The sequence below is a fragment of the Streptomyces sp. NPDC031474 genome, from assembly GCF_055581185.1.
Genome location: NZ_JBVIJX010000012.1, coordinates 215,596 through 233,361 on the forward strand (window position 1 = coordinate 215,596; position 17,766 = coordinate 233,361).

The following is a 17,766-nucleotide window of genomic DNA, read 5'->3' on the forward strand; positions in this document are numbered from 1 at the left end:
AGCGGCTCAGCGGCTCGCGTGCAGCGTGACCAGCAACTGCCACACCTGGTCGGCGATCTCACCGGGCGTGCCGTCGAGATCGCCGTGCAGCCAGTCCGCCAACACCCCGGCGAAGGTCGCGGCGACGGCGGAGGCGACCAGTGACGCGTCCGCCGCGCCCGCCCGCTGCCGCTCGCGCAGGCTGTAGGCCCGCAGGTCGCGGTGCAGCACCCGGCCGAGCGGGCCCCCGCCGCCCGGCGCCAACAGGGTGCGGTACAGCGAGGCGTGCGGGGTCAGCGAGCCGAAGAACTCCGCCAGCGCGGCCGGCGCCCGCACCGGGTCCGGCCGCCCCTGCCAGGCGTGCAGCGCCTCCACCGCCTCCCGTACGACGTCCGCGCAGGCATCGACCGCGAGGGCTTCCAGGTCGGGATAGTGCACATAGAACGTGGCCCGCCCGACCCCGGCCCGACGCACCAGCGCGGCGACGCCGACCTCCTCCAACGGCCGCTGCGCGCACTCCTGGAGCAGCGCGGCCCGCAGCCGCGCCCGGGTGCGGGCCGCCCGCGGGTCCTCGGGCGCGCCTCGCGTCACTGCGCGATCAGGACGGCGGCCAGGGCGAGCGCGCCGGGCAGTGCCTGCGCGACAAGGATCCGGCGGTTCGCCGTGACAGCGCCGTACACACCCGCGACGATCACGCAGGACAGGAAGAACACCTGCGCCCGGAACCCGGTCGGGTCGGCCGCGATCAGCCCCCACACCAGGCCCGCCGCGAGGAAACCGTTGTAGAGCCCCTGGTTGGCGGCCATCGGGGCGGTCCGCCGTGCCATCTCCGCGTCGAAGCCGTGGAACGACATCCCCGGCTTCTTCTGCCACAGGAACATCTCCATCACCAGGATGTAGAGATGCAGCGCGGCCACCATAACGACCAGCACGTTCGCCAGGATTTCCATGGTCTCCCTCAACTTCTTGGACAGGTGTCCACTATAGCGGGACACTCGTCCAGGAAGTACAGTCCGCTGCGGAGGGGGTGGGCTGTCAGTGGGGACCGCTGGCCTGCGGCACATGACTGATCACGAGGTGACCGACCGAGCGGTGACCGACCGAGCGGTGACCGACCGAGCAGCGACCGTGCGGGTGGCCCGCGCCGAGGACATACCGGGCCTCGTCGCCTCCAGCGTGGGACTCTTCGCCGAGGACGCCGGCACCCGCGACCCCGCCGTCAACGCCGACTGGCCGCGCGAACACGCCGCCGGGGCCTTCGCGACCGCCCTCGAGGATCCCTCCCGCCTCGTCCTCGTCGTCGAGCACGAGGGACAGGTGGTCGGCCACCTGATGGGGTCGCTCACCGAGCCCTCGGCGTTGCGGCCGGTCAAGTCCGCCACCCTCATGAGCCTGTACGTCCGCCCAGCCCACCGCCGGGACGGCGCCGGCGGGCGACTCGTCGAGGCCTTCCTCGCCTGGGCCGCCGAACAGGGCGCCGGCCAGACCGAGGTGACCGCCTACACGGACAACACCGACGCCCTGCGCTTCTACGCACGCCACGGCTTCGCCCCGCGCCTCGTCACCCTCCGCCGGTCCTTCTGACAGCCGGGCAGGTGAAGGTCACACTGGAGACATGACGTCAGCACTCGCACGCCCCGCGAAGCAGCGCAAGCTCGACACGCTCCACCGGCTGGAACACGACGTGGACGCCTGGGTCGCCACGGCCGCCGAGGACGGCGCGGCCCCCTACCTGGTCCCGCTCTCCTACGTCTGGGACGGCGCGACTCTCCTCTTCGCCACCCCCGCCGCCAGCCCCACCGGCCGCAACCTGCTGGCCACCGGCATCGCCCGGGTCGGCGTCGGCCCGACCCGGGACGTCGTCATGATCGAGGGGACGGCGGTGGCCGTGCCGCCTGCCGAGCTGCCGGAGGAGGACGCCGAGATCTTCGCCGGCAAGACCGGCTTCGATCCGCGTGAACTGTCCGCGCAGTACCTGTACTTCCGGGTCCTCCCGGGCCGGATCCAGGCCTGGCGTGAGGCCGACGAGCTCCAGGGGCGCGAGCTGATGCGGGACGGGGAGTGGCTGGTGGCCGACTGAAACGGGGGTATCCGCAAGGTTCGGGGACGGGACTGGCTCGCCCCCGCCCGGACCTCGCGGAGGGGAAGACGACATGGCATTGGTGAAAGCGGGCGTCGTGGTGCTCGACTGTGCCGAGCCCGAGAAGCTCGCCGAGTTCTATGTGGGGCTGCTGGACGCCGAGGAGACCGACTCGACCGCCAACCGTGTGGAGATCAGGGGCGCCGACGGCACCCGTCTGGCCTTCCGGCGCGATGTGAACGCGACCCCGCCGAGCTGGCCGCGCCCCGAGAACGCCCTCCAGGCCCACCTGGACTTCCTCGTCGACGACCTCGACGAGGTGGAACGCAGGATCGTGGGCCTGGGCGGCCGGCCCCTGGAGACCAAGGGTGCCTCCGGCCCCCACGAGGAACGCGGCTACGCCGACCCGGCGGGCCACTCCTTCACCCTCCGCCTCGAACCTTCCACAGCCCCGAAACAGGGCTGACCCCGAGACACCCCCGGGACGAGACACCCCCGGGACCCCCGGCCGCCGGAACCCGGCACCACAGCGGCCGTCGCCCCGACCCGCCCAGCCCCCGAACCCGGGCGACCAGCGCCCGCCGGCCACCTACCTGCCGCAGAGCATCCCGCGTCCCGGATGTCCCCGACGCCACGGGGCCGTCCGGGAGCCGATGCCCCGGCAGTCGTCGGCCCAGGGCCGCCCGACGGCCCGCGAACGCGGGCGACCCGCGTCTGCCCGCCCGCCTGGTTGCCGCAGGGCGTCCCGCGTCCCGGGTGTCCTCGACGCCACGGGGCCGTCCGGGGCCGACGCCCCGACAGCCGACCGCCCCGGACCTCCCGACCGCCCCGGACCTCCCGACCGCCCCGGACCTCCCGACCGCCCCGGACCTCCCGACCGCCCCGGACCTCCCGACCGCCCCGAACCCGGGCGACCCGCGCCTGCCCGCCCACCTGGCTGCCGCAGGACATCCGGCGTCCCGGATGTCCTTGTCTGGGCGGGCCGGGCGGGTTCAGTCTCGGCCGCCCTTTTCCTTGGCCGGCCAGACTCCCGTGGACCGTTCGATCGCCTTGGCGCCGGTGCGGTCGGCGGCGCTGCGGGCCGCTGCGAAGATCGCACCCTGGACCGCCGCAGCCAGCAGGATCTCGCCCCAGCCGCGGTCCCGGTCCAGGGCGTCGGGGGCGTCGTCCTCGTGGCGTATCGCCATCCACACCTTGCGGAACGCGAGCCCGGCCAGGGCGCCGCTCGCCCAGCCCAGCACGAAGCCGACGGGCTGGTAGACAAGGGGGAGTTTCCTCTTCTTGGCCACGGTTGCCTCACTCCTTCTCTCGCAGGCTCTGTCAGGCTCTGTCAGGGTCGCCCGCCGGCCGGAACCTCTTCGTCGGCGGGCACCGGGCCGGGCGGGGTGCCGTCGCCGAAGGGGCGGCCGCCGAGTTCCTCGCGGTGGTGCGGGGCGAGCCAGTCGGCCAGGTCGGGGCCGAGGGGGACGATCCGGGTCGGGTTGATGCCGGTGTGCACCCGGTAGTAGTGCCGCTTGATGTGGTCGAAGTCGACGGTGTCACCGAAGCCGGGCGTCTGGAAGAGGTCCCGGACGTAACCCCACAGGACCTGATTCTCCGTCACCTTCCAGCGGTTGCACTTGAAGTGTCCGTGATAGACGGCGTCGAAACGCACCAGCGTGGTGAACAGCCGGATGTCGGCCTCGGTGATCGCGCTGCCGACCAGATACCGCTGCCCGGCCAACCGGTCCGTCAGCAGCTCCAGCCGCCGGAAGACCCCCGCACACGCCTCCTCGTACTCGTCCTGCTCGTGCGCGAAACCCGCCCGGTACACCCCGTTGTTGACGTCCTTGTACACGTCGGCCATGACCGCGTCGATCTCGTCGCGCAGCCGGTCCGGGTAGAGGTCGGGGGCGCCGGGGCGGTGCAGGGCCGTCCACTCGGTGGCGAGGTCGAGGGTGAGTCGCTGGTAGTCGTTGGTGACCAGCTCGCCGCTGGGCACGTCCACGACCGCCGGCACGCTGACCCCGCCGGGGTAGTCGGTCTCCCGTCTGTCGTACGCCTCGCTGAGATACCGGATGCCGAGCACCGGGTCGCGGTCGTCCGGGTCGAGGGTGAAGCGCCAGCTGCGGTCGTCCTGGATCGGGTCGGCGATCGCCATCGACAGCGCGTCCTCCAGCCCCAGGAGCCGCCGGGAGATCACCGCCCGGCTCGCCCAGGGGCAGGCCCGGCTGACCACCAGCCGGTAGCGGCCGGCCGTCACGGGCCAGCCGTCCCTGCCGTCCGCGGTGATCCGGTCCGTGAAGTGACTCCTGGACCTCGTGAAGGGCGTGCGCCCGTACGCGCTGTTGCCGTCGCCCCCGCCGCTCATGGTTCCTCCCGCTGCTCGCCGCGGTACGTGTATGTCCTGCTACCGCGTTCCCCGATTTCCGCCGACGGCACGGTGTGATCCCGACCCGCAGGGGCAGTCGGCGAAGGTGAGTACAGCCGACCGCACAAGCGAGCACACGACCGGCCACACGTCCCAGCACACCACCGGCCACACGTCCCAGCACACGTCCGACCGCACGACCGGCCGCGCGGCGGATCGCAGGACACGTCTCACCGTCCTGCTGGCGCTCGCCGCCAACCTGGTCATCGCCGTCGCCAAGGCGGTGGGCGGCGTGATCGCGGGTTCGCCCGCGCTGCTGTCGGAGGCGGCGCACTCCGTGGCCGACAGCCTGAACGAGGTCTTCCTCCTCGCCGCGCTGCGCCGCAGCCGACGCCCGGCCGACGAACGGCACCCCTTCGGCTACGGCAAGGAACGCTTCTTCTGGTCGCTCCTCGCCGCCGTCGGGATCTTCGTGATGGGCGGCTGCTTCTCCGTCTTCCAGGGCGTCGAGGCCCTGCGGACCGGGGCCGACGAGACGTTCAGCGGCTATGTGGTGGGCCTGATCGTGCTCGGCGTCGCCTTCCTCGCCGAGGGCGTGTCACTGCTGCGGGCCCTGCACCAGGTGCACCGGCAGGGCGGCGGCCTCGCGGGCCTGCGCGACCCGGCCCTGCGCACGGTCGTCGCCGAGGACGGCACGGCGGTGCTCGGCGTCACCCTGGCGGCGATCGGCATGGTCCTGCACATGGTTACCGGGCAGGTCGTCTGGGAGGCGGGCGCCTCGCTGGCGATCGGTGCGCTGCTCGTCTACGTCGCCTACGCACTCGGTCGCGCGGCCCGTGACCAGCTCATCGGCGAGGCGGCGGACCCCGAGACCGGCGCGCGGATCCGGGCGCTCCTCGACGCCCAGCCCGAGATCGACAGCGTGGAGGCGCTGTTCACGATGAAGACGGGCCTCGACTCGACGCTGGTGGCGGCCCGCGTCGACCTCATGCCGGGCCTGGACAGCGAGCGGGTCGAAGAGGTCGCCGTCCGCATCAAGCGCTCGATCGCCCGCACGACCCCGGAGGCGGCCCCGATCTTCCTGGACGTGACCGACCGCCCGGCGCGCGAGGGACGTGAAAGCCCCGCCGCGACGGGGGAACGCGGCGGGGCCTGACTTTCGGCTGCCCGGTGCGCGCCCGTTCATGCGCACTCACGGCAGATTTTTCTACGAAATTCCTGGAGGGCGTTCCTCCGTTCAGGCGCCGGCGCCCGGTTCCACGACGAACACCGGGATCTCCCGGTCCGTCTTCTTCTGGTAGTCGGCGTACGGCGGAAATGCGGCGACGGCACGCTCCCACCACTCGGCCTTCTCCGCGCCGGTGATCTCACGGGCCGTCATGTCCTGCTTGTGGGGCCCGTCCTGGAGTTCCACCTGGGGATCGGCCTTGACGTTGTGGTACCAGACGGGATGCTTCGGCGCCCCGCCCAGGGAGGCGACCAGGGCGTACCGGCCGTCGTGCTCGACCCGCATCAGCGGCGTCTTGCGGAGCTTCCCGCTCTTCGCGCCCCGGGTCGTCAGCAGGATGACCGGCAGCCCCGTGTCCTGCAGCGTCGTCCCCTCGGTGCCGCCCGAGCTCTCGTACCGCTCCACCTGCTCGCGCACCCACTGCGTCGGGCTGGGCTCGTACTCGCCTTCGAGAGGCATGACATCCGTCCCCTTCGTCCTGTCGACATGTCGTCGCATCGCCGTATCGATGTGTGGCCGGCGGTCCGGGTCACACCCATCCGACGCGCACCTGCTTCAACACTGGTACCCGCGTGATTCATCCTTGCGGCAGTGCACAGTGCACGCCTACCCCGTCATGCGCACGGCCAGCACCGTCATTACGCCGCTCGATACAAACGCCGTCACCAGCCGCCCCGGGCGACCGGTGAGCGTCCGGCCCAGCAGCGCGCCGCCCCCGGCGAGCAGCAACTGCCAGCTCGCCGAGGCGACGAAGGCCGCCGTCACGAAAACGCCCTGGTCCAGGGGGTGTACGGAGTCGCCGGTGCCGGCGCCGAGGACCAGCGCGGCGAAGTAGACCACGGTGGCCGGGTTGAGGAGGGTGATGCCGAGCAGGCTCAGGAAGGCCCGGGCCGGGCTCGGCGGGGGCGGTGCGGTATGGGCGCTGAGCCGGTGGGCCCGGTACCGGCGCACGGCCGTCACCGCGCCTCGTGCCGCCAGCGCCAGCAGGACCAGGGCGGAGGCCCAGCGCAGCGGCGTCAGCACCGGTCGTAGCGCGGCGGCGACGGCTGTGCCGCCGACCGTGGCGACCAGGGCGTAGAGCCCGTCCGCCGTGGCGACGCCGAGCGCGGCGCACACGCCGGTGCGCAGGGAGGTGCGGGCGGTGAGGGAGACGAGGTAGGTCGCGACCGCGCCGACGGGCACGGCGATGCCGTATCCCGCGACCAGGCCCGCGACGAGCGCGGCCGTCACGGTCGGACGGTGTCGCGCCTTCGGTGACGGCCGGGCTGCTGCTGGACCAGCGCCACAAGAGCGGCGGCGGACATCAGCGGCAGCGGCAGGCGGGCATCGCACATGGACATGGCCGGATCCTGCGGCCGGCGACCGGCCGGCGGCAACCGGTTTTCCGCCGCCGGTCCCAGCACGCCGTCACGGCTCGGAACGACCCGCCGGAGCGAATGATTCCGGCCGGATCGCCCCATTCGTCGATCTGGCCGAACTGTACGTCGCCCTATAGGTGCCCGGGGCATCTAATGAAGATCGGCACGACGCATCCATCGTCTGCGAGGTCACCCATGACGGACACGACGGAAAAAACGGACCCGACGGAAACAACGAACACGCCGAACGCGGTGAACACGGCGAACGCCGTCGGCATGACCGGCGCGGAAGAGCGGACGGGCGGGACGGATACCGCGCGCAGCCCGGCCCCGGCCCCGACCTCCGTCGCCTTCCCGCAGGACCGCACCTGCCCCTACCACCCGCCCACCGCCTACGACCCCTTGCGCGCCTCCCGTCCGCTGGCCCGCGTCACCCTGTACGACGGCCGGACCGCCTGGCTGGTCACCGGTCACGCCGAGGCCCGCGCCCTGCTCTGCGACCCCCGTCTGTCGACCGACCGCACCCGTCCCGGCTACCCGGCGACCGCGCCCCGCTTCGAGGCGCTGCGGGACCGCCGGAGCGCCCTGCTCAACGTCGACGACCCCGAACACCACACCCAACGCCGGCTGCTGGTCGCGAACTTCACCCTCAAACGAGCCACCGCCCTGCGCCCGGCCATCCAGCGGATCGTCGACGAGCGGATCGACGCGATGCTCGCCCAGGGCCCGCCCGCGGAGCTCGTGAACGCCTTCGCGCTGCCCGTGCCGTCCACGGTGATCTGCGAACTGCTCGGCGTCCCCTACGCCGACCACGAGTTCTTCGAGGAACAGTCGCGACGGCTGCTGCGCAGCAGGATGCCGCAGGAGGTGCGCGACGCGCGCGACCGGCTCGACGGCTACCTCGGCGCGCTGATCGACCGCAAACTGGAGGCGCCGTCCGGCAACGGTGTCCTCGACGCCCTGGTCCACGAGCAGCTGCGCGAGGGCACCGTGGACCGGGACGAGGCGATCGCCCTGGCCACGATCCTGCTGGTCGCGGGCCATGAGACGACCGCCAACATGATCTCCCTCGGCACCTACACCCTGCTCAGGCACCCCGAGCGGCTGGCCGAACTGCGCACCGACCCGTCGCTGCTGCCGGCGGCCGTCGAGGAGCTGATGCGGATGCTGTCCATCGCGGACGGGCTGCTGCGCCAGGCCACCGAGGACATCGAGGTGGCCGGGACGACGATCCGCGCCGGGGAGGGCCTGGTCTTCGCGACCTCCGTCATCAACCGCGACGAGCGCGTCTATCCCGCCCCGGACACCCTCGACTGGCACCGCTCCGCCCGCCACCACGTGGCCTTCGGCTTCGGCATCCACCAGTGCCTCGGCCAGAACCTGGCCCGCGCCGAGCTGGAGATCGCCCTGGGCGCCCTCCTCGAACGGCTCCCCGGCCTGAAGCTCGCGATCCCGGCCGACGAGGTCCGCTTCAAGCCCGGCGACACGATCCAGGGGATGCTGGACCTCCCCGTGACCTGGTAGGAGGCCGCATCCATGCCCAGTGACACGCGGATTCACATCGACACGGACGTCTGCATCGGCGCCGGTCAGTGCGCTCTGGCCGCGCCCGGTGTCTTCACCCAGGACGACGACGGCTTCAGCGCCCTCCTGCCCGGCCGCGAGGACGGCGGCGCGGACCCGATGGTGAAGGAGGCCGCGCGGGCCTGTCCCGTCGGCGCGATCAAGGTGTCCGAGACGGTGGTCTGACCCCCGCCACATACGCTTCTCAGCCCAGCAGCAGCCGTGCCGCCTCGCGCGCCTCCACCGCCGGGGCGGCGCCGCCGCCGATCCCGGCCGTCACCATCGCGCCCTCGGCCGGCAGGAACAGCGGGCCGGTCAGCGCGGGCGGCAGGGCGGCGTCGGCGACCAGGCCGCCGAGGACGCCTGGAACACCCGCGACCCGCACAAGGCCGTGCTCGCCTACTCCGAGGACCACGTGCCGATCGAGGAGGCCGACCGCCGCATCCACGGGCCGCGCCCCGACGCCGAACGAGGGCTGTCCTTCCCGCTTGAGTAGGGTTCCCGGGTGACCGAACAGGACGAGCAGTCGCCCTTTCTCTACGTCGTCGTCTGCGCCGCCGGCATCGCCGCGGACGTCGGCAGGCTGATCACCGCCGCGCAGGAGCGGCAGTGGCGCGTCGGCGTCATCGCGACCCCCCTCGCCATGAACGGCTTCTTCGACGCCGCCGCCGTCGAGGCGCAGACCGGCCGCCCGATCCGCTCCGCCTGGCGGCGCCCCGGCGATCCGCGGCCCTTCCCGGAGCCCGACGCGGTCGTCGTCGCCCCGGCCACCTTCAACACGATCAACAAGTGGGCGGCCGGGATCGCCGACACCCTCGCCCTGGGCACCCTGTGCGAGGTCTCCGGCCTCGGGATACCCGTCGGCGTCCTGCCCTGCGTGAGCGAGACCCTCGCCGGGCACCCCGCCTACCACGACAGCCTGATACGGCTCCGCGGGATGGGCGTCCGGTTCGGACATCCGTACGACGGCGCGGAGAGGGCGGGGTTCGGGTGGGAGCGGGCGCTGGACCTGCTCGGCTGAACCACCCGGCGGGTCGTGCGACCGGCCCGCGAACCCCTCCGCCCCGGGAACCGTGTCCCTCGCGCTCCGCGCGGCGCCCTTCCTAATGCGGGCCTTGCGGCGCAAACTCCGTACCGCACGGCCCGGCCCCCTCGCTGACCGCCAGTGCCACCGGTTCCCCGCTCATGGACACCGTCCGGTAGTACTGCCCGATCCGCCGAGCCGAGAGCCCGACATAGTGCCCGATGAACGACCGCCGGAACCGGTCGACGGTCCGGTTGGGCTGCGATCCGTGCACCAGACTGCCGTTGAAGAACAGAACGTCCCCCGGCGCCATGTCGACCGGCACCGCCGAGACCCCGGGCGGCGGCGGCACGTACTCCCGGGCGAACGACACCTCCGCGTCCGCCTCCTCCGGGCAGAACAGATCCATCCGGTGCGTACCCGGCACGACCTCCAGGCCGCCGTTGTCCCGGTCGATCACGTCACAGGCCAGCCAGGCCGCCACGCAGGTGCCGGGCTCCACCCGCAGATAGAAGTTGTCCTGGTGCAGCGCCTGGCCCCGCGCGCCCGGCGGCTTGAAGTAGAACATGCTCTGCGCGGCCAGCACCTCCTCGCCGAGCAGGTGCTCCAGCACGCCCCGCAGACGCGCGTCCAGCAGCACCCGCCGGGCGAGGGGACTGATCTCGTGCGGGTGCATCACCCTCGGGTACCGGTCGAGCGGGTCGTCGCCTGCCCGCGGCTCGAAGTGTCCCGGCACTGCCTCGCCGGTGGCCTGCAGCGCGGCGAACTCGGCGCGCAGACGGTCGACTTCGTCGGCCGTGAACAGCCCCCGGACGACGGTGAAGCCGTCCTCCTCGTACTGTCGCAGCGCGGCCGGGGTCAGGCCGAGGTCCTGGACGGTCATGTGTGCCTCCTTGGTCGACCCGCTCATCTTGTGCCGGACCCGGCGTACGGAGGATGCCCATGCGTGCTGACGACCTGCCCAGGACTGCCGTGCCCGGGGATCCCTCGCCGCCGCCCGGCCGGGTGGTGGTCGGTCACTTCGACGAGGGCGTGGGGTACGGCGTCGACCGGCCGCGGGGTTCGGACAGTTGGCTGTTCATCTGGACGACGGACGGGTGCGGCCGGGTGCGGCAGGGCGGCAGCGAGGTGCGGGCGGGCGCCGGGGACCTGGTGGTGCTCGCGCCGCGTGTCCCGCACGCCTACCTCGTCGAACCCGGCGCCCGCCGCTGGCAGTTCTGGTGGGCCCACTGCCAGGCCCGCCCGTCCTGGACCCCCTGGCTCCGCCCGTACGACGCCGGGGACGGCCTGTATGCCGCCCGACCTGTCCCGGCCGCCCTGCGCGACCGGGTCGGGGCGGCCTGGCGGCGCATGTCCGCCGACGCCCGCCGTCCAGGCGCCGCGGAGGCGGCCGGGGGCACCGGGATCGTGGTGGCCGAGGGCGCAGCCGCCCGCGAACTCGCCCTGTGCGCGCTGGAGGAGGTCGTCCTGCTGGTCACCGCGTCGGCGCGCACTCCCGCGTCCCCGGCCGGTGTCGACGACCGCGTCCACCGGGCGCAGGCGCGGATGGCGGGCGACCCCGGCGCCCCGCACACCGTCCGCTCGCTCGCCGAGGAGGTCGCGCTCTCGCCCTCGCGCTTCGCCCACCTGTTCGCCGAGCAGGTGGGCCAGTCTCCGATGCGGGCCCTGCGCGAGGCCCGACTGCGCCATGCCGCACGGCTGTTGGAGAGCACCGACCTGCCCGTGGAACGCGTCGCCGCGGCCTCGGGCTTTGCGAGCGCGTTCCACTTCAGCCGTGTCTTCCGCGCGCGCTACGGGACACCACCGGGCGCGTACCGGGACGGAATGTACACGTAATCACCGTCCCGAAAGGCACCTCGAAGACATCTCCCATCCAGGATTGACGTTTCGTCAAAATTATTCGAGTCGCACGCATGCATGAAACCGAGAGATCCCTTGTTCCTCCTGGTCCGGCTGTGCGAAGGTGTGCCTTGTCGGCGCACGGACAACGTTCTCCACTGCGCGCGAGGCGCCTCCCGTTCTCTTTCCCCCGCGCTTCAAAAGAGCTGTCCCCCCACGGACGTCAGGGGTGCCGAATCCTGTGCTGGTCGACCTCGCCTCGTGGGCGAGGTCGCATACCGGATGGTATGGACTTTATGCCGCATATCCCCGGAAGGAATGCAGACCGTGAATGACGCAGGCCTGTCGAATTCCCCTTCGGCGCGCCGCTACGAGGCGACGGACGAACAGCTGAGCGCGGAGCTGAAGAAATGGACGGGGGCGACGCCCGCGCCGCATCCCGTCGGCGAGCTGCTGGACCGGCACTGGGAGGCCGCCTTCGCCTACGCGCGGCTGTGCACCGACGGTGAGCGCGCGGCCGGCATGCTCACCACGGCCGCCTTCACCCGCCTGTTCGGCGAGACCCTGCGGCAGAACGGGCCGACGGCCGCCTGGCGCCCCCATCTGCTGGTCACCGTGCGCCGCATCGCCGCCGAGTGGGACGCCGACGGCCGCCGCGACCTGCTGCATCCCGCGCTGCGCTCCGAGGGCGAGGACGGCGACCGTGCGGCCGCCCGGCTGCTGCCGCCCGTGCACCGGCGCATGCTGTCCCGGGCGTTCCAGCGGCTGCCGCAGTCCGCCCGCTGCCTGCTCTGGCACACCGAGGTCGAGGCCGAGCCGCTGGCCGTCCCGGCCGGTCTGCTGGGCCTGGAGGACGACGGCGCCCGCGCCGAGCTGGCCCGGGCCCGGGAGCGGCTGCGCGAGGAGTGCCTCCAGGTGCACCGCGAACTCGCCACCGACGACGAGTGCCACCGCTACCACCGGCTGTTGGACGTCACCTGCCGCCGCGGCGGCGTCGACCTCGACCCCGACCTGCGCGCTCACCTGGAACAGTGCCGGCACTGCGCCCACACCGCCGACCAGTTGCGGCAGTTCGAAGGCCTGCTCGGGGCCGCGCTGGCCGAGGGGGTCCTGGGCTGGGCCGCCGCGGCCTATGTACAGGTCCGAGTGGCCGGCGACGGCGAGAGCGCCGACCCGGTCGCGGAGCAGCCGCCGAGTTACGCGGGGGAGGCCTTCACCGACGGTAACCCCGTCCCCGCGCTGCCCGGCGGCCCGGTCGACGCCGGCGCGGGCTCCCGCGCCGGAGTGCGAGCGGGCGCGCTCTCCCGGCTCGGAGCGCGAACCGGCGGCCCCTCCCGCACCCGGCCCGTGCCCGGCGCCGACTCCCGTGCCGGATCGCGCCGTTCGGCCCACAAGGCGGCCCGTCGTGCCGCCCGCCGCCGCAACCTCACCGCCGCCGTGCTGACGGTGAGCGGGCTGGTCGTCCTGCCGCTCGTGGTGTGGGCCGCCACCGGCTCCGGGGACGCAACCGCCCCGGCCGCGAACAGCGGGTCGGCCAAGACCCCGGCGCCCGGGACGGACGCGGCCGCCTCCGACCCGTCCTGGATCGACAGCGGCGAGGACGCCCAGGGCACCCTGCGCGGCCGGCTGCACAATGTCGCCTCCGGGCTGTGCATCGGCATCGTCGGCACCAAGGCCGTCAGCGGCGCCGAGACCGAACTCGCCGCCTGCTCCTCCGCGGCCGGCCAGCAGTGGTCGTACGCACCGGACGGGCTGCTGCGCAGCGCTGCCAACGCCGACCTGTGCCTGGACTCCCACCTCGGCTACTCGGTACGGCTGGCCCCCTGCGCGGGCGCCTCCCAGCCCGACCCCAAGAACGTCCGGTACGACTTCACCCTCCAGGGCACGCTCGTTCCGCGCTCGGGCCAGAACCTCGCGCTGGCGCCCGCCGCCACCGACGGGTCTGGCGCCCTCGTCCTGAAGAACCGGGTGGACAGCGCCGCACAGCGCTGGGTGATCGACACCTCGCAGCCCGACGCGCAGATGCAGTTCGTCAACTGGGGCGCCGACAGCACTCCCTCCGACACCCCGGAACCAGCTGCCACGCCCAAGGCCGCCAAGCCCCCGGCGCCCACGCCCGCGCCGACGCCGTCCGCCACCCCGACGGCCCCGCCGTCGACGAGCCCCTCCTCGGGCGCGAACAACACGTCCTGCTCGCCCGCCAACTGGTCCTCCTGCTCGTGGGGCGGCGGGCCGGGCTCCTCCGGCGGCTCCGGATACGGCTACGGCGGCTACGGCGGGGGATACGGCTACGGCGGAGGATATGGCGGCTCCGGCTTCGGCGGCGGGCGCCCCTGAGGACCGACCGCTCAGACGCCGACCAGCTGCAGCGACGCCCACAGCGCGACGACGGCCGCGACCAGCGCGGCCGGCACCGTGAGCAGGCCGAGGCGGGTGAACTCGCCGACCCCGACGTGCTGCTCGCGTGCCTGGACCACGCGCCGCCACAGCAGCGTCGCCAGCGATCCCGCGTACGTCAGGTTCGGGCCGATGTTCACCCCGAGCAGCACCGCGAGCACCGCCCCGGTCCCGGCCGGGGCGGCGAGCGGCACCAGGACCAGCACCGCGGGCAGGTTGTTGATCAGGTTCGCCAGGACGGCGGCCAGCGCGGCCACGGCGAGCAGGGCGAGCAGGCCCGAGCCGTCGGGCAGGACATGCCGCAGCGCGCCGGCGAGCCCGTTGTCGACCACCGCGCGCACGATGATCCCGAGCGCCAGCACGAACGCCAGGAACCCGGGCGCGGCGGCCCGCACCACGGCGACCGGCGTCACCCGCCGCCGCACCAGCGCCCGCCCCGCCATCACCAGGGCCCCCGCGCACGCGGCCCACGCCGGTTCGATCCCGACCGCGGAGGCCACGACGAACCCGGCGAGCGTGCAGGCGACGGTGACCAGCGCGAACAGCGGGAGCTCGGGCGCCGGGCCGTCGTCGGGGGCGGGTTCGGCGGCGGGCAGGTCGTCGGCGAAGAAGCGCCGGAAGACCAGATATTCGGCGCCGACCGCGACCACCCAGGGCAGCGCCATCAGCGCGGCGAACCGGCTGAAGCTCAGCCCGCTCGCCTCGAACGCCAGCAGGTTGGTGAGGTTGGAGACCGGCAGCAGCAGCGAGGCCGTGTTCGACAGGTGCGCGGTCGCGTAGACGTGCGCTCTGGCGCGGACCCCCATGCGGGCGGCGGTGGCGAACACCACCGGCGTCAGCAGCACCACGGTCGCGTCCAGACTGAGCACGGCCGTGACCACCGAGGCCAGCACGAACACGGCGACCAGCAGGCGCCGCGGCCGCCCCGCGGCACGGCGGGCCATCCACGCCCCGCACGCCGTGAACAGTCCCTCGACGTCGCACAGATGGGCCAGCACCAGCACCGCCGCGAGGAAGCCGATCACCGGCCCGAGCCGTTCGGCCTCCGCCAGCGCGTGCTCCGGCGAGACCGCCCCGAGGGCGACCGCCACGGCCGCCGCCGGAACGGCGACGACGGCCTCCGACCGTCCGGCGGGACGCAGTACGGCCCACCCCAGAGCGGCGGCGAGCAGGACGACGGACAGCGTTTCGGCGAGCGGGGCGTTCAGGGGAGTTCTCCGGGAGCAAGCAGGTGCAGTGGCGCCCGCCCATCGAACTGGTCCGGGTGTCCGTCCATGAAAACACGGGCGGGTAAGACACCCGTCAAGTGGTCCGCGGGCCCGTTCACTCCTCGTCGAGAAGGCTCAGCTCCGCCCAGATCGTCTTGCCCTCGGGGGTGTGCCGGCTGCCCCAGCGCTGGGTGAGCTGGGCGACCAGGAGCAGGCCCCGGCCGCCCTCGTCCCAGGTCTTCGCCCGGCGCAGGTGCGGGGCGGTGTGGCTGGTGTCGGAGACCTCGCAGATCAGCGTCGTCGCGTCATGGATCAGCCGCAGCCGGATGGGGTGGGAGCCGTACCGGATGGCGTTGGTGACCAGCTCGCTCACCACCAGCTCGGTCGTGAACGACGCGTCGCTCAGCTCCCAGTCGCCGAGCTGGCGGACGACCTGGCTGCGGATCGGCGAGACCAGCGACGGGTCGGCCGGGATGTGCCAGGTCGCGACCTGGGAGGCGGGCAGGCCCCGGGTGCGCGCGAGGAGCAGCGCCACGTCGTCGGCGGTGCCGCCGCCGGGCGGGAGCAGGGAGTGCAGGATCCGGTCGCAGGTCTCGTCCAGGGAGTCCGAGTACGCCGCCAGGGCCTGGCTCAGCAGCCGGTGACCGGCGTCCACGTCCCGCTCACGGGACTCGATCAGGCCGTCGGTGTAGAAGGCGAGCACACTGCCCTCGGACAGCTCCAGCTCGGCCGACTCGAACGGCAGCCCGCCCAGGCCCAGCGGGGGACCGGCGGGCAGCCCGACCCGGCGGGGCGCCGCGCCCGGCCGGAGCAGCACGGGCGGGGGATGCCCGGCCCGCGCCAGGGTGCAGCGCCGTGACACCGGGTCGTACACCGCGTACAGGCAGGTCGCCCCCGCCTCGCCCGGGTTGTCCTCGACCCCGGCCTCCTCCGACAGCCGGACGACCAGGTCGTCGAGGTGGGTGAGCAGTTCGTCGGGGGCGAGGTCGATGTCGGCGAGGGTGCGCACGGCGGTGCGCAGCCGGCCCATGGTGGCCGAGGCCTGGACGCCGTGCCCGACGACGTCCCCCACGACCATGGCGACCCGCATCCCGGACAGCGGGATCACATCGAACCAGTCGCCGCCCACCCCGGCGCGGGCGGCCGGCAGATAGCGGGAGGCGGCGTCGACGGCGGCGGTGCGCGGCAGGGTGCGCGGGAGCAGGCTGCGCTGCAGCGCGAGGGCCGTCTCACGCTCCCGGGAGTACAGGCGGGCGTTGTCGATGCAGACGGCGGCCCGGGCGGTGACCTCCTCGGCCAGCAGGACGTCGTCGGGGGTGAACGGGTCAGGCCGGCGGAACCGGGTGAGGACGGCGACGCCGAGTGTCACGCCCCGCGCCCTGATCGGCACGGACATCGTGGAGTGGACGCCGAGCTCCCGCACCCGGGCGGCGCGTCTGGGGTCCCAGGCGAGCCACGCGTCCAGACCGCCGCCCGCCACGGAGGCGACGATGGTGCGCCCCGCGACCAGCGAGTCGGCCTGCGGCGACCCGGTCGGATAGTCCTGCGCCTCTCCGGGCTTGGCCACCGCCTCCGGGCTGCCGGGGTTCACCGAGTGGTGCGCGGCGCGTCGCAGGCTCAACGGCGGGTCGAAAAGGCTCGGGGGGTCGCCGCCGTCCCGCGGGTCGAGCAGGTCGACGCTGACGAAGTCGGCGAGCGCGGGCACGCAGACCTCCGCCAGCTCCTGGGCCGTCCGGGTGACGTCGAGGGTGCTGCCGATGCGTACGCTCGCCTCGTTGACCAGCTGGAGCCGCTCGCGAGCGAGGTAGTTGTCGGTGAAGTCATGGGCGGCCAGACACACGCCCCGCACCCGCCCGGCGGCGTCGGTGACCGGCGCCATCCGGGCCAGCCAGGCGTGCGCCCGGGTCTCGCCGCCGGTCTTCGTGTACATCTGCACGTCCTGCGCCCGGCCGCTGGCGAGCACGCGCAGCATGTGCGCTTCCAGCTCCGCGCTCTGCGGCCGGCCGCCGATCTCGGACAGCCGCAGGCCCCGGATCCGCTCCTCGGGCAGTCCGATCACCTCGCCCATCGCCTCGTTGATGTGGCTGAGCCGCAGGCGTTCGTCGTAGACCGCCACGGCACAGGGCGACTGGACCAGCGCCGCGGTGGCGAGGGGGCCGTCGGGGGACTCGGAGCCGCTTTTGGCCAGCGGGGTGACGACGAGCCACTGCCCCGGGTCGTCGTCCCGGGCCTCGGAGTGGTGGGCGAGCAGCCACACCCGTACCGGACGGCCGTCACGGTGGCGCAAAGTCACCGTTCCGTCCCAGCGGTGGCCGGTCAGGGCGATCGCTTCGCCGGCGAGCAGTTCCGCGGCGGGCCGGCCCACGACATCGGCCGGGGACCAGCCCAACAAGGTCCGCGCTCCCTCGTTCCATCCGACGAGCGTGCCGGCGTCGTCGACCAGAGCCCGGGCCGTCGCGGCCTCGTCGAACGGATACTCCGGGCTCATCTCGCCACTCCATCGCGGACACCCACAGTGAACGGACAGGACACTTCCGTCCAGCCTAGTGCGTCCGCCGCGCGCACGGACGGGAACCCCCACGGCCCGAAGAGACAGCGTTGTCCCGCCGAGGTCAAGGGGTAAAACCGGCCTATGTCATGCCAGGGGGCCCGGGGACGCATGAGGGCGGGAGGACACCTCCGGACCCCTTGACGGGCATGAGTGGCCCGTCGTCAGATTCTGTTTGTTAACGATCAGTTG

General features: G+C 73.3%; 18 protein-coding genes and 1 pseudogene. 9 read left to right on the plus strand and 10 right to left on the minus strand.

The genetic code is table 11. From position 1 onward, the window contains the following. Positions 1–6: 6 nt before the first annotated feature. Together ACZ5SK_RS26430 and ACZ5SK_RS26435 are read right to left on the minus strand one after the other, a co-directional pair. The gene (locus tag ACZ5SK_RS26430) at positions 7–570 is read right to left on the minus strand and encodes a TetR/AcrR family transcriptional regulator (RefSeq protein ID WP_361702856.1); all 564 of its coding nucleotides are present in this window, start codon (positions 568–570) and stop codon (positions 7–9) included. Beyond that, positions 567–929 (minus strand): DUF1304 domain-containing protein, encoded by a 363-nt coding sequence (locus tag ACZ5SK_RS26435; protein WP_457494088.1) that lies wholly within the window; start codon positions 927–929, stop codon positions 567–569. The genes ACZ5SK_RS26430 and ACZ5SK_RS26435 overlap by 4 nt, the downstream gene beginning before the upstream one ends. Before the next feature lie 112 nt (positions 930–1,041). On the opposite strand from ACZ5SK_RS26435, the gene ACZ5SK_RS26440 reads away from it, so the two are divergent. The 3 genes from ACZ5SK_RS26440 to ACZ5SK_RS26450 all read left to right on the plus strand — a co-directional run bounded on the left by ACZ5SK_RS26440 (position 1,042) and on the right by ACZ5SK_RS26450 (position 2,525). After that, a complete protein-coding gene (locus ACZ5SK_RS26440; RefSeq protein ID WP_457494089.1) occupies positions 1,042–1,563 on the plus strand; it encodes a GNAT family N-acetyltransferase in 522 nt (173 codons plus the stop codon). A 31-nt stretch (positions 1,564–1,594) separates the two neighbouring features. Continuing rightward, positions 1,595–2,059: a pyridoxamine 5'-phosphate oxidase family protein gene (locus tag ACZ5SK_RS26445; RefSeq protein ID WP_361702853.1), complete on the plus strand. Its 465-nt coding sequence runs from the start codon at positions 1,595–1,597 to the stop codon at positions 2,057–2,059. 73 nt (positions 2,060–2,132) lie between these two features. Further along, entirely contained in the window at positions 2,133–2,525 is a 393-nt protein-coding gene (locus ACZ5SK_RS26450) for a VOC family protein (protein ID WP_361702851.1), read from the plus strand. 526 nt (positions 2,526–3,051) lie between these two features. Here the strand turns inward: ACZ5SK_RS26450 and ACZ5SK_RS26455 are convergent. After that, positions 3,052–3,348, minus strand: coding sequence for a DUF4235 domain-containing protein (locus tag ACZ5SK_RS26455; protein WP_361702849.1), 297 nt, complete (start codon positions 3,346–3,348; stop codon positions 3,052–3,054). Between the two features lie 41 nt (positions 3,349–3,389). Then, the gene (locus ACZ5SK_RS26460) at positions 3,390–4,409 is read right to left on the minus strand and encodes a glutathione S-transferase family protein (protein ID WP_334574768.1); all 1,020 of its coding nucleotides are present in this window, start codon (positions 4,407–4,409) and stop codon (positions 3,390–3,392) included. Between the two features lie 106 nt (positions 4,410–4,515). On the opposite strand from ACZ5SK_RS26460, the gene ACZ5SK_RS26465 reads away from it, so the two are divergent. Next, positions 4,516–5,565: a cation diffusion facilitator family transporter gene (locus ACZ5SK_RS26465; protein ID WP_443041190.1), complete on the plus strand. Its 1,050-nt coding sequence runs from the start codon at positions 4,516–4,518 to the stop codon at positions 5,563–5,565. An 81-nt stretch (positions 5,566–5,646) separates the two neighbouring features. Here the strand turns inward: ACZ5SK_RS26465 and ACZ5SK_RS26470 are convergent, their stop codons facing one another. After that, the gene (locus tag ACZ5SK_RS26470) at positions 5,647–6,096 is read right to left on the minus strand and encodes a nitroreductase family deazaflavin-dependent oxidoreductase (protein WP_334574766.1); all 450 of its coding nucleotides are present in this window, start codon (positions 6,094–6,096) and stop codon (positions 5,647–5,649) included. Positions 6,097–6,243: 147 nt separating this feature from the next. Next, positions 6,244–6,867, minus strand: coding sequence for a LysE family transporter (locus tag ACZ5SK_RS26475; RefSeq protein ID WP_468155924.1), 624 nt, complete (start codon positions 6,865–6,867; stop codon positions 6,244–6,246). Positions 6,868–7,271: 404 nt separating this feature from the next. Here ACZ5SK_RS26475 and ACZ5SK_RS26480 point away from each other — a divergent pair, with 404 nt between their 5' ends. Next, on the plus strand, positions 7,272–8,519 hold the full coding sequence (locus ACZ5SK_RS26480; RefSeq protein WP_457494135.1) for a cytochrome P450: 1,248 nt from the start codon (positions 7,272–7,274) through the stop codon (positions 8,517–8,519). Between the two features lie 12 nt (positions 8,520–8,531). After that, positions 8,532–8,744 (plus strand): ferredoxin, encoded by a 213-nt coding sequence (locus ACZ5SK_RS26485; protein ID WP_361702842.1) that lies wholly within the window; start codon positions 8,532–8,534, stop codon positions 8,742–8,744. Between the two features lie 19 nt (positions 8,745–8,763). Here ACZ5SK_RS26485 and ACZ5SK_RS26490 read toward each other — a convergent pair. Further along, a pseudogene (locus ACZ5SK_RS26490) lies at positions 8,764–8,916 on the minus strand (TetR/AcrR family transcriptional regulator); the annotation flags it as partial. A gap of 147 nt (positions 8,917–9,063) precedes the next feature. Between ACZ5SK_RS26490 and ACZ5SK_RS26495 the strand changes: the two are divergent. Then, positions 9,064–9,579: a flavoprotein gene (locus ACZ5SK_RS26495; protein WP_334574757.1), complete on the plus strand. Its 516-nt coding sequence runs from the start codon at positions 9,064–9,066 to the stop codon at positions 9,577–9,579. Positions 9,580–9,661: 82 nt separating this feature from the next. On the opposite strand, the gene ACZ5SK_RS26500 is transcribed toward ACZ5SK_RS26495, so the two are convergent. Continuing rightward, entirely contained in the window at positions 9,662–10,465 is an 804-nt protein-coding gene (locus tag ACZ5SK_RS26500; protein ID WP_361702840.1) for a phytanoyl-CoA dioxygenase family protein, read from the minus strand. A 59-nt stretch (positions 10,466–10,524) separates the two neighbouring features. On the opposite strand from ACZ5SK_RS26500, the gene ACZ5SK_RS26505 reads away from it, so the two are divergent. Further along, positions 10,525–11,418, plus strand: coding sequence for a helix-turn-helix domain-containing protein (locus ACZ5SK_RS26505; RefSeq protein ID WP_334574753.1), 894 nt, complete (start codon positions 10,525–10,527; stop codon positions 11,416–11,418). 321 nt (positions 11,419–11,739) lie between these two features. Then, on the plus strand, positions 11,740–13,758 hold the full coding sequence (locus ACZ5SK_RS26510; RefSeq protein WP_457494092.1) for a ricin-type beta-trefoil lectin domain protein: 2,019 nt from the start codon (positions 11,740–11,742) through the stop codon (positions 13,756–13,758). A gap of 11 nt (positions 13,759–13,769) precedes the next feature. On the opposite strand, the gene ACZ5SK_RS26515 is transcribed toward ACZ5SK_RS26510, so the two are convergent. Continuing rightward, on the minus strand, positions 13,770–15,026 hold the full coding sequence (locus ACZ5SK_RS26515) for an SLC13 family permease (RefSeq protein ID WP_361703160.1): 1,257 nt from the start codon (positions 15,024–15,026) through the stop codon (positions 13,770–13,772). Between the two features lie 115 nt (positions 15,027–15,141). Next, entirely contained in the window at positions 15,142–17,514 is a 2,373-nt protein-coding gene (locus ACZ5SK_RS26520; RefSeq protein WP_468576645.1) for a SpoIIE family protein phosphatase, read from the minus strand. Between the last annotated feature and the right edge of the window lie 252 nt (positions 17,515–17,766).